Genomic DNA, 11531 nt, shown 5'->3' on the forward strand with positions numbered 1-11531 from the left:
GAGCTGATAAAACTTGAGGCTAATATTGCGGTGTACACGCGAGATTGCAAGTGATTTCAGCGAGAGGCTTGGCTTTAGCACATTTTTAGAAAGCTAAAGTGCGGGATTGTCTGCTGTGATCAGGAATCATCCTCCTTAAATTACACTCTTGAATTGAGTGAAAACTGCCATGAATCACTCAAATCAAATCTTCTATTTATAGCTGTGGGCGATATTGATAACTTTTTTTTGACTTAATGATAAAAATTTTGCTGAGATCTTTATTTAAAAATTATGTACTTTTCATTAAATTTTTCATTTAAATGAAATGGATTGTTCTTCATTTTAGTTTGGGGCTTGGGTTTTATGCGACAGTTTTCTTTTTCTTTATTTGCAACAGCAATGTGTGCCTGGGCGACAGTGAGTCATGCGGAGCAGATGTTAGATGTACAGGGTCAGTATTTGTTTGGTGACTGGCAGGGAAAACGAACTGAATTGGCGCAAAAAGGCATTAAGTTTGAAGCCAATGCTTTAACAGATACCAACTATTTGGCGGATGGCGGGCATAATGCAGGTGCAAGCCCAAGTACCGCTTCGCAGTTTTGGTTAGGCACACAATTTGATTTAGAAAAGCTAGCCGGCTGGGAAGGGGTCACCATTCGTTTTGTTGCGACTGCGCGTCAAGGACAAAGTACCTCAATTCGAGATTTGCAAGATCCTTCTGCACCGCAATTAGCCAATGTACAAGCCACCTATGGCCGTGGAAACCAAGACAGCCGTTTGTCAGAGCTTTCGATTGAAAAGCGTTTTAAAGAACAAGGGCTCAGTGTCAAAGTTGGGCGACTGGGTTTAGGTTCTGATTTTGATGTGATGGCGTGTGATTTTGTTAGTAATGCCTTTTGTGCCGCACAAATGGGGAAATGGCAGGGCAATATCTGGATGAATACGCCGGTTTCACAATGGGGCGGTCGCATTAAATATCAACTGACCCCTGAAGTGACAACTCAAGTGGGTGTTTATGAATTCAATCCAGATAATGGCAATGGCAAAGCCGAGGGACAAGGTTGGAGCCTAGACACAGAACATGCCGACGGTGTGACTATTCCAGTAGAAGTGATTTGGACACCGAAAGCACTATTGAATGGTTTGGCGGGGAGCTATCGGGTTGGTGGGATATATAACACCGCAGATGATCCAAATAACCAATATGATGTGGCTTATGGCAAAGGTGTGGTTGGCGAAGACCGGACATTTGCAGGATGGATTGCCATCGAACAGCAACTGACTTCAACGGGTGCAGGGCGCCAAGGTTTGCATAGTTTTGCCAACTTTACATGGCATGACCGCATCACCAATAAAGTAGACAACTCACAGCAAGTGGGGCTGAAATATATTGGGGTATTTGAGCAGCATCCGACGGATATTTTAGGTTTGGGAGTGAATCGTGTACATCTGAATGAGCGATTTACTGCGGGTAAAGCACAGTATGATGCGAGCGCAGAATACAATATTGAACTGAACTATAGCTATAACGCTACGCCGTGGTTAATGTTACGTCCCAACATTCAGTATGTGATCAACTCAGGTTCAAGCCATGTGGTGGATAATGCATTAGTCTTGGGGCTTGGAAGCCGCATTACTTTCTAAATGGATAGCCATAAAAGTGCAAAGGTTTGACAGCAGATTTGCACTTTTAGCGTTGAATGCAAGGCACTTTATTTGTTATAGATCATAGTGAGTACAGGGAGAGCTGTGATGCCATTATTATTTCAACCCATTCAATTTGGGGATTTAAACTTAACAAATAAAATCGTGATTGCGCCGATGTGCCAATACTCAGCCAATGATGCGGGTGAGCTGAGCTATTGGCATGAGCAACAATGGGCCAATTATGCTTTGTCAGGTGCGGGCTTGTGTATTGTTGAGGCAACAGCCGTACAAGCTGTAGGACGAATCAGTTTTGCGGATTTAGGGCTGTGGAATGATTTGCAACGTGCACAAATGAAGGCCTTGCTTCAAAAAGTCAAAACACTTTCACCAATGCCTTTTGCCATTCAACTGGCACATGCGGGGCGTAAAGCATCGACCGATCGTCCTTGGTCAGGAAAAGGTCAGATCAAACCGAATGAACCGCATGGTTGGCAAACGGTTTCTGCCAGTGATGTCCCCTTTAAGCCCGAAGAGCATGCACCACATGCTTTAAGTGTGACGGAGATGCAAGACATCATCGAAGACTTTGCCAGTGCTGCAGTACGCGCAGTAGATGCAGGTTTTGAGCTGATCGAACTACATGCAGCCCATGGCTATTTGTTGCATCAGTTCATGTCACCGCTGTCGAACCGACGTACCGATGAATATGGTGGAAGTTTTGAAAACCGTATTCGATTTACCTTAGAGGTCTTCCAAGCCATTAAACAAGCTATTCCTGAAAATTATCCCGTAGGTATACGTTTATCTGCAACTGATTGGATGGAGTCGACTGCAACAGAAAGTTGGGATATTGATTCAACGGTTGGGCTATCGAAAGCGTTAGAGCAACTCGGTGCGGCTTATATTCATGTTTCAAGTGGTGGCTTGCATGTGGAACAAGACATTCAGATTAAGCCCAAGTATCAAGTGCCTTTTGCCCATGCAGTGAAACAAGCGGTGAAAATTCCAGTCATTGCGGTGGGCTTGATTACAGAAGCTAAGCAGGCTGAACATATTTTAGAAGCGCAAGAAGCCGATGCAATTGGTCTGGCGCGTGCCATGTTGTATGACCCACGATGGCCGTGGCATGCCGCTGCAGAACTGGGTGGGAAAGTCTCTATCGCACCGCAGTATTTACGGTGTCAGCCACATGGGATCAAAGATTTGTTTTCTGCGTTCTAATCTCATAAGTGTTTTGCTTCGCCATTGGTCTTATAAAATATTTCAACTGAGTAAAGGTGTATCCTAGGATAGGTCTTTACTTACATCATCTGGAAAAGGAACAACTTGAATGATTTTTTCGGTAATTTTTCCAGTATTTTTCCTGCTCTTCCTCGGTTTTGCTTCTGTCAAAATCCAGTTGCTCGCTAAAGAGCAAATGACTGCAATCAGTGCTTTTGTCATCAAAATTGCGTTACCTGCTTTATTGTTGCACGCCTTAGCTTCAAAAGATTTGCATGAAATTTGGTATCCCGCTTATTTTTATGTTTATGCCGCTGTGACCTTTGGCTTATTTATTACGGCTTTTATTTTAGGTCAAAAGCTGTTTAATAATCACTTTACCCATGCTGCAGTCTTTTCACTGGGTGCATCCATGTCCAATACGGGGTTATTGGGAGCAGCAATTTTGACGCTGCTGATGGGGAGTGAAGCGATGATTTATATTTCATTGGTGGTGATCATTGAAAGTGTATTTCTTGTGCCGCTGATGCTCACTCTGGCGGAAATAGGGCGACAAAGACAAGCCAATTTAGCCTCTATTTTAAAAACCACATTTCTTACGCTACTTAAAAATCCGTTGTTCTTATCGGTAATGCTTGGCATGAGTTGTGCGATTTTTGAACTTCAAATTCCACATTTAATCGACCAAGTGTTTGCGATGTTAGGTCAGACCGCTGCACCTTTAGCGCTCTTTATTATTGGTGGGGGAATGGTGGGTCTCACTATTCAGTCTTTTAACCTGCAAACGGTTTATCTGGTGGTGTCTAAAAATATTTGTATGCCACTTTTGGTTTATTTAGGGCTGACCTATTTGACTGAATTGGACCCAAAGATGATTTATGCAGGGACCTTGATTGCGGCTTTGCCGATGCCGTCTTTGTTTGGAATTTTTGGGCAAGTGTATGGTTTGAATGAAAAAGCATTCACTCCACTGATGATCAGCACGCTATTGAGTTTTGTGGTGGTCAGTGTCTTGATTGGTATTTGGTGGTAAAAAAATACTCTCCGAGGAGAGTATTTTTTGAAGAAGAGATTTATTTTTTGACCGCAGCTGTTGCAGCAGGGGCTTTGGCTTGATCGGCAATCATTTTATCAACCATCGCCAAAGATTCTTTGGCTTGCGGTACATTTTCTTTAGCTAAAGCGGTGAAAATTTTCTTCGCTTCAGGCAAGTTCTGCGGAATGATATTGCCATTGGCAAACATATTGCCTACGGCCATCAGGGCAGGAATGTAACCTTTTTTGGCTAAGTCTTGAATGCTGTTGAGACCTTTTTGAATGGGTGCTTCTTGTTTGTTTTTAAAGCCTGTGCTGATGTCGTACAGGGCTTGTGCATGAATGGCTTGATAGTTGCCTTTTTTCACCAAAGGCTCAAGTTTCTTAAGGGCTAACTTTTCAGACTCTGGTTTATTTTCAGAAAATAACAGCACGGCATATTCAACGGTTGCATCATCAAAGCCTAGTTTAGATGCGGCTTCAAAGTGTTGTTTGGCTTTGTTAATGTCTTGAGGCAAGCCTAAAGTACCCGTGACATAGTTTTTCGCAAGCACATAATGCGCAACGGGGTAGCCTTTGTTTGCAGCATCTTGATAGAGCTGAATGGCTTTCTTCTCATTCTTCGCTGTGCCTTGGCCAGTCTGAGTCAAATAAGCCAAGTTATACATGGCTTGTGGGTTGCCAGACTTTGCCAGTTTTTCTAAAGCCTGATATGCCCCCGCCATATTGTTGGCTTTAACCATTTCCTCAATCTTGGCAAATTCGGGGTTGATGGTATCTTGAGTGGAGGCTGCAAGTGCAAGCTGGCTAGAGAGTGCAATTAAGCTTGCAAGTACGATTTTCTTCATGTTTTATAAACCTTTTTCTTACACATAAGTCCATCTATGTGTGTATTTGTTTTTAGTCATTTCACATCATAAGTTGAATTGTGTGAATGTAAATATCTGAATTGTGTCTTGGTCTTACAAATTTCCGTTGATTGTGTTGATCGGTATATATTTTTCCAATACAAACCGCGTGATGTACAGTGGAAAGGAGTGCAATGGGTTATTGGTATTTGCAGCTGATGGCTTCGGGTTTTATTAGAATTCTGGCTTAGATTCTGTTTAAATAGCGCTGAAAATGAGTAGCGAGTTCAGCATGTTTATTAAGTCAATTAAGCGAAATTATTTAAAAGTTTTGGCCGATGAGTCGATTCCAGATGGCGAAAAAATTGATGCCTTATTGATGAAATTGGGTGGTGAGTTTTTAGTGAGCAAAGATGACCGTGTATATATCTTTGAAAAAGACGGTGTGACTGCAAAATTTGATGCTAAACATGCGCGAGATTTTTCATTTAAAGACTATCTCTGCAAAGACATGAATAAGCTGTTTCATGATTTTTGATGTTTAATCTTCATTGAAGATGAGTGAACTATTAAATAAGGCTCTAAAAATAGTTTAAGTCCTTGGATGAGCCTTTTATCCAAGGACTGATGCTTGCTATAGAGTTAAAGCAATATTTTCTATGTTCTGTTTATAGCCGCAGAACGAGTGTGAATGGATTTACCCACTGTAAAGATACTTGCAGTGGTCAGGCTAAAAGATAATATAAAATAATAGTTTGTATAGAAGAGCCTATACGTTTTTCTAGCAAAAGCGTTTGATTATGCACTCATCATTCAAGTTATATCCTATAAAAAAGAAGATTACTTTTCATAAGATGAATCGAGACGTCTCTAAAATGATAAAAATATTCTCAATCTTATTCATATGTTTAGTTGGTTCAATGGCAGTTTTAGCTGGGCAGCCAAATCTTGTTCCTCATCAAATCAACTTGAAAAATGGGAAGCGCTTTTCTCTAAACCTTCCAGCAAATTACGACATCATTCCTGCGGCTGAGGGTTTAAAACGTGTTCGTTTTTTAGCAAAGCACCTGACGGTAGAATGTTTGTCACAGATATGCGCGATTTGACCGACAATAAAAAAGGCATCGTTTATATTTTGGATGAATGGAATGCTGAGACAGGAAAATTCGGCAAAATTATTCCTTATATGACAGGTTTGAAAAATCCAAATTCAGTCCAGTTTTATACAGACTCTTCTGGGCAAGACTGGTTATATTTGGCTGAAACTCATCAGCTCACCCGACGAAAATTCACCCAAGGTGAAATTAAACCCACGGACAAAACCGAAGTTTTAGCGACTTTTCCTGATTATGGTTTAAGCTATAAATATGGTGGCTGGCATCTAACACGAACCATTGCCGTGGGTGGGAACGGTAAAATTTATGTTTCAGTCGGCTCAAGTTGTAATGCTTGTACCGAGAAAGAGAAAGTTAGAGCGACAGTTTTAGAAATGAACCCCGATGGTTCTGAACAAAAGATTTATGCCACAGGTTTACGCAATGCTGTCGGTTTGAAATGGGTGGGTAAATTTTTATTTGCCACCAATCAAGGTGCAGACCATCTGGGTAAAAATAAGCCTGATGAAACGTTTTATGCACTCAAGCGTGATGCAGATTATGGTTGGCCATCTTGTTATTCGTCGAATGGTAAAATTTTAGCAGACCCAAAATTTAAACGTCCAACAGGATGTAAAAATGTACCGCCTCCTTATGCCTATTTCCCATCGCATTCATCTGCACTAGGCTTTGACTATTTTGATCATCCAAATACGGATGACACCATTAAAAATTCTTTTTTAGTTGCTTTACATGGTTCTACGGATGCCACGATTGGTCATGGTTATAAAATTGTGATTATGCGTAAAGGGCAAAAACTTGAAACCTTTATGGATGGTTTTTTAGTAGGGAATAAGGTGAATGGTCGACCTGCGGATATTTACCGTATAGATGCAAATTCCTTTTATTTTTCAGATGATCGAAGTGGTGTAGTTTATTTTGTGAGGAAGAAAGAGTCCTCATCGCTCTAAGTTTTAAAAAGCCCCCAAAACCAAGAATAAGTTTTAGAGGCTCATTTATCATAACAGCATAAAATTTAAAGTCTTACTGAGGTCGTGCCACATCACTATTTAAGTGTTCTGGTAAGTCTAAAACTGTCACATCAAGCTCGCTCAAAGACTTAGGACGTGCCACCACTAACGCGACATAACCGCCATCAATCGCAGCGCTATTCACCACTTGAATACCTTTATTCAACTGTTCAGCTTGTGCAGGTGCACTGCCTGTACCCTGAATTAAATGCAACCATGCTTTTGGTTTGGCTTTAAACCATAAACGTGCAATCACTTCCTGACCCAAGTAACAGCCTTTGTCATAGTGCACGCCTTCACGTTGGTGTAAACGTAGCTCTTGAGGTTGAAACACATGCTCAATGGCTTGGTCGATAAACGCTTCACCATGAGTAATGGCTTGCACTTGCCATGCAGCAATATCGGTAGGCTCAGCAGAAAAGGTGGTGCGGTCTTGCGTAAAGGTTGGGAAAACTGAACCCATAGGTTCAAGTTTCATTTTAGAGAAAGCACCAAACTTTTTAATGTGCTTAGCAAATTCTTCCGACTGGTCTTGAGTGGTGACAATTTCAAAATGCTCAGGGTTGCGTTTTGTCAGCCACAAACCAAAGTGGATACGGCCTTTCAAGTCACAAATTGCGGTGTATTGCGTTGTATTTTCAGCTAAAGCTTCAACGTTGACCGTCACTTGGCCTTGTAAAAATTTGAGTGCATCTACACCAATTAAAGTGAAAGAGGAGAAAGCTAGATCGCTCATGAATTGCTCGCCTACCTTAAAATCTAATACTAAAGAATTAGGGCTATTTTCCGCTATTTTTCAGAAAAAATCATATTTAAAGTAAATATTTAAAAGTTAATGTAACTAAATATTTCAAAAATCCCTGTTTTTATATCTAAGTTTATGAAATATAAACGATTTGGGAAATGGGTTTTCGACAGTGTAGTATGCCTAGCAGACAAAGATGAATTGTCTAGTAAAGACAGTGAAGAAAAATGAAACACCAAAGGCAGGAACGCTATGAACAATAATCACCGCAAACCACTGCAAGGCACCCAGCTAGAATACTTTGATGTGCGAGAAGCCGTTGAACAGATTCAGCCAGGCGCTTATGCAAAACTTCCATACACCTCAAAAGTATTGGCTGAACAGTTAGTGCGTCGTTGTGATCCTGCCATTTTGGAGCAGTCACTAAAAGAATTAATTTTCTCAAAACAAGATCACGATTTCCCTTGGTATCCAGCTCGCGTCGTCTGTCATGACATTCTTGGACAAACGGCATTGGTTGACCTTGCAGGTTTGCGTGATGCGATTGCAGACCAAGGTGGTGACCCATCGAAAGTGAATCCTGTGGTGCCGACTCAGTTGATTGTCGATCACTCTTTAGCTGTGGAATTCGGTGGTTTTGACCCAGATGCTTTTGAGAAAAACCGTGCTATTGAAGACCGTCGTAATGAAGACCGATTCCATTTCATTGAATGGACCAAGACTGCTTTTGAAAATGTCGATGTGATTCCTGCGGGTAATGGCATCATGCACCAAATCAACTTGGAGAAAATGTCTCCTGTAGTGCAAAGTCGTGAAGGTGTGGCATTCCCAGATACTTGTGTCGGTACAGACTCACACACGCCACATACCGATGCGCTTGGTGTGATTTCGATTGGTGTGGGTGGACTCGAAGCTGAAAATGTAATGCTCGGTCGTGCATCGTGGATGCGTCTTCCAGACATTATCGGGGTGGAATTTGTTGGACAACGTCAAGCGGGTATTACTGCAACCGATATCGTTTTAGCACTGACTGAATTCTTGCGTAAAGAACGTGTTGTCGGTGCGTACCTTGAGTTCTTCGGCGAAGGCGCGGACAGCATGTCAGTGGGGGATCGTGCCACGATTTCCAATATGACCCCTGAATATGGTGCAACTGCGGCAATGTTCTATATTGACCAAAACACGATTGATTATTTAACGCTGACAGGTCGTGAAGCTGAGCAAGTTGCACTGGTTGAAAACTATGCCAAAGAAATTGGTCTTTGGGCATTGGATATGAAACAAGCGGAATATCCACGTGTCCTTCGTTTCGATCTTTCAACAGTAACACGTAATATTGCAGGCCCATCAAACCCACATGCACGTGTATCTACAGCAGATTTAAAAGAAAAAGGTATTGCAGGCGTGGTTGAAAACCGCACCGATGGTTTAATGCCAGATGGTGCTGTCATCATCGCTGCAATTACTTCGTGTACCAATACATCCAACCCACGTAATACCGTTGCCGCAGGTTTATTGGCACGTAAAGCCAATGAATTAGGCTTAACCCGTAAACCTTGGGTGAAATCATCATTTGCACCGGGTTCTAAAGCAGCTGCGCTTTATCTTGAAGAAGCAGGCGTATTAGACGACTTAGAAAAACTCGGTTTTGGTATCGTGGCGTATGCATGTACCACCTGTAACGGTATGTCAGGTGCTTTAGATCCTAAACTACAACAAGAAATTATTGACCGTGACTTGTATGCAACAGCGGTACTTTCGGGTAACCGTAACTTCGATGGTCGTATCCATCCTTATGCAAAACAAGCGTTCTTGGCATCACCTCCGCTGGTTGTAGCGTATGCGATTGCAGGAACCATTCGTTTTGACATCGAAAAAGATGCATTAGGAAACGACAAAGACGGTCATCCAATTTATTTGAAAGACATTTGGCCTTCGGATGAAGAAATTGATGCTCTGGTCAAAGAAGCGGTGAAGCCTGAACAGTTCCGTAAAGTGTATATTCCAATGTTTGATTTGGGTGTCACTGAAAAAGCGGCAAGTCCTTTGTATGACTGGCGTCCGCAAAGTACTTATATCCGCCGTCCGCCGTATTGGGAAGGGGCATTAGCTGCACCACGTACACTGGCAAATATGCGTCCGCTTGCCATCTTGCCTGACAACATCACCACGGATCATTTGTCACCATCGAATGCAATTATGATGGATTCGGCAGCAGGTGAGTACCTACACAAAATGGGTGTACCTGAGGAAGACTTTAACTCCTATGCAACGCACCGTGGTGACCACTTGACTGCGCAACGTGCAACATTTGCTAACCCGAAACTGTTTAATGAAATGGTGGTTCGTGCGGATGGCACCATTAAGCAAGGTTCGAAAGCACGTGTTGAGCCTCAAGGCGAAGTGATGCGTATGTGGGAAGCGATTGAAACTTATATGAATCGTAAGCAACCGCTCATCATCATTGCAGGTAAGGACTATGGTCAGGGTTCTAGCCGTGACTGGGCTGCAAAAGGTGTACGCCTTGCTGGTGTTGAAGCGATTGTGGCGGAAGGTTTTGAGCGTATTCACCGTACTAACTTGGTCGGTATGGGCGTGTTACCGCTTGAGTTTAAAGCGGGTGTTGACCGTAAAACTTTAGGTTTGGATGGTACTGAACTTTATAGCGTGATTGGTAATATCGCACCGCGTTCGACGTTAACTTTAGTGATTGAACGTGCGACGGAAGATGGTAAGAGTGAAATCGTTGAAGTGCCTGTAACCTGTCGCCTAGATACTGAAGAAGAAGTGTCTGTATATGAAGCGGGTGGTGTATTGCAACGCTTTGCGCAGGACTTTTTGGAAGGGAATGTGGCGTAGTTTAAATAAGTCTTTTTAATACTTGAAATAATTTTATAAAGCCATATTTCATATATGGCTTTATTTTTTGAGTATGGATATGGAAAGATATTTGGATTTAGATGATGATTCAGGTGTAGTTGGATATGAAATTGGGGATACTTTTATAAGGGTTAAATTTAGTGGTACAGCTAAAATTTATACTTATAGTTATCGAAGTGCAGGTATTGAGAAGGTTGAACGTATGAAGCAGCTAGCTAAAGTTGGAAATGGTCTCAATGCATATATTAAATTAAACGCAAATAGCCTTTACGAAAAATAAGAATATGAAATTTAAAAGCAGAAACCTAAGAGCGATTGCTGAGTGCATTATTGGTGATAATAAATCCTTTAAATATAGAAGTAGCACGTATATTACTGAGTTTTTCGAGGAGTGTGATTTACCATTTCAACATGATGGTTCAACACGTTGGGCTTGGACATCAGATAGATTAGCCGAATTACTGGACGAATCTTGCCCACCAAATATGTTGCCTCCACGATTTGTACATGTATTAAGGGTCTTAATGCATAAATCTGAAGCAACAGAGGATGATCCGCAACGTATCAATGCTTTAATTGAGTTAAATAAGCCTTTAAGCAGAGAAGGATATGAGGCTTTTTATAGTAATGATAATAATTTATATATTAAAAACTTAAATAATAATCAGATTATAAAACCTTCTGAAAATCCTCATCGAATATTCTCAGAAGAGGAAATCAAAAAAAGAGATTTGTTAATCAATTATTTAGATAAATGCTCAGAGGATCAACTAATTGAAAATATATTATTACCACTATTTCGAATATTAGGTTTTCATCGAATCACAGTAGCAGGACACAAAGATAAAGCATTGGAATATGGAAAAGATATTTGGATGAAATATACACTGCCTACACAGCATATAATTTATTTTGGAATTCAGGGCGAATTCAAACATGAGGTGCGACAGTTTGAAAAGTCTTATGATAATCAACAAGCTGAGCAAATTTCTCTAATGGTGTAAGCCAATCTAACGCTTTTCTAGGACGAGTATTCAGTGACATGGCA

Annotated in this window: 8 protein-coding genes and 3 pseudogenes; 8 read left to right on the forward strand and 3 right to left on the reverse strand. The window is 41.3% G+C overall.

Features of this window, described 5'->3' with window-relative positions; genetic code table 11:
• Positions 1-345: 345 nt before the first annotated feature.
• The 3 genes from HYI04_RS10925 (at position 346) to HYI04_RS10935 (ending at position 3883) form a co-directional block, all read left to right on the forward strand.
• Positions 346-1626: a carbohydrate porin gene (locus tag HYI04_RS10925; RefSeq protein WP_010327432.1), complete on the forward strand. Its 1281-nt coding sequence runs from the start codon at positions 346-348 to the stop codon at positions 1624-1626.
• A gap of 108 nt (positions 1627-1734) precedes the next feature.
• Positions 1735-2850, forward strand: a complete 1116-nt coding sequence (locus HYI04_RS10930; protein WP_010327431.1) for an NADH:flavin oxidoreductase/NADH oxidase — start codon at positions 1735-1737, stop codon at positions 2848-2850.
• A 109-nt stretch (positions 2851-2959) separates the two neighbouring features.
• Positions 2960-3883 (forward strand): AEC family transporter, encoded by a 924-nt coding sequence (locus tag HYI04_RS10935; protein WP_010327430.1) that lies wholly within the window; start codon positions 2960-2962, stop codon positions 3881-3883.
• Positions 3884-3923: 40 nt separating this feature from the next.
• Here HYI04_RS10935 and HYI04_RS10940 read toward each other — a convergent pair whose 3' ends face one another.
• A complete protein-coding gene (locus HYI04_RS10940; RefSeq protein ID WP_010327429.1) occupies positions 3924-4733 on the reverse strand; it encodes a tetratricopeptide repeat protein in 810 nt (269 codons plus the stop codon).
• A 292-nt stretch (positions 4734-5025) separates the two neighbouring features.
• Here HYI04_RS10940 and HYI04_RS10945 point away from each other — a divergent pair, with 292 nt between their 5' ends.
• Positions 5026-5271 carry a hypothetical protein gene (locus tag HYI04_RS10945; protein ID WP_004695190.1) on the forward strand — a complete coding sequence of 82 codons (246 nt, stop codon included), beginning with the start codon at positions 5026-5028 and terminating at the stop codon, positions 5269-5271.
• Positions 5272-5608: 337 nt separating this feature from the next.
• Positions 5609-6798 (forward strand): annotated as a pseudogene (locus HYI04_RS10950) (sorbosone dehydrogenase family protein).
• Between the two features lie 73 nt (positions 6799-6871).
• On the opposite strand, the gene HYI04_RS10955 reads toward HYI04_RS10950, so the two are convergent.
• Positions 6872-7594 (reverse strand): folate-binding protein YgfZ, encoded by a 723-nt coding sequence (locus tag HYI04_RS10955; RefSeq protein WP_178896157.1) that lies wholly within the window; start codon positions 7592-7594, stop codon positions 6872-6874.
• A gap of 261 nt (positions 7595-7855) precedes the next feature.
• Between HYI04_RS10955 and acnD the strand changes: the two genes are divergently transcribed.
• The 3 genes and pseudogenes from acnD to HYI04_RS10970 all read left to right on the forward strand — a co-directional run.
• The gene (acnD, locus tag HYI04_RS10960; protein WP_010327425.1) at positions 7856-10462 is read left to right on the forward strand and encodes a Fe/S-dependent 2-methylisocitrate dehydratase AcnD; all 2607 of its coding nucleotides are present in this window, start codon (positions 7856-7858) and stop codon (positions 10460-10462) included.
• 79 nt (positions 10463-10541) lie between these two features.
• Positions 10542-10763 (forward strand): hypothetical protein, encoded by a 222-nt coding sequence (locus HYI04_RS10965; RefSeq protein WP_010327424.1) that lies wholly within the window; start codon positions 10542-10544, stop codon positions 10761-10763.
• 4 nt (positions 10764-10767) lie between these two features.
• A pseudogene (locus HYI04_RS10970) lies at positions 10768-11406 on the forward strand (hypothetical protein); the annotation flags it as partial.
• Positions 11407-11413: 7 nt separating this feature from the next.
• Here the strand turns inward: HYI04_RS10970 and HYI04_RS10975 are convergent.
• Positions 11414-11531: pseudogene (locus HYI04_RS10975) on the reverse strand (IS30 family transposase); the annotation flags it as partial.

Origin of the sequence: Acinetobacter sp. SwsAc2 (genome assembly GCF_013391465.1) — a bacterium.
In the GTDB taxonomy this organism is placed as follows: Bacteria; Pseudomonadota; Gammaproteobacteria; order Pseudomonadales; family Moraxellaceae; genus Acinetobacter; species Acinetobacter johnsonii.

Coding starts and splice junctions, on each gene's coding strand:
- HYI04_RS10925 (WP_010327432.1), top strand. CDS start 346: ATGCGACAGTTTTCTTTTTCTTTATTTGCAACAGCAATGTGTGCCTGG.
- HYI04_RS10930 (WP_010327431.1), top strand. CDS start 1,735: ATGCCATTATTATTTCAACCCATTCAATTTGGGGATTTAAACTTAACA.
- HYI04_RS10935 (WP_010327430.1), top strand. CDS start 2,960: ATGATTTTTTCGGTAATTTTTCCAGTATTTTTCCTGCTCTTCCTCGGT.
- HYI04_RS10940 (WP_010327429.1), bottom strand. CDS start 4,733: ATGAAGAAAATCGTACTTGCAAGCTTAATTGCACTCTCTAGCCAGCTT.
- HYI04_RS10945 (WP_004695190.1), top strand. CDS start 5,026: ATGTTTATTAAGTCAATTAAGCGAAATTATTTAAAAGTTTTGGCCGAT.
- HYI04_RS10955 (WP_178896157.1), bottom strand. CDS start 7,594: ATGAGCGATCTAGCTTTCTCCTCTTTCACTTTAATTGGTGTAGATGCA.
- acnD (WP_010327425.1), top strand. CDS start 7,856: ATGAACAATAATCACCGCAAACCACTGCAAGGCACCCAGCTAGAATAC.
- HYI04_RS10965 (WP_010327424.1), top strand. CDS start 10,542: ATGGAAAGATATTTGGATTTAGATGATGATTCAGGTGTAGTTGGATAT.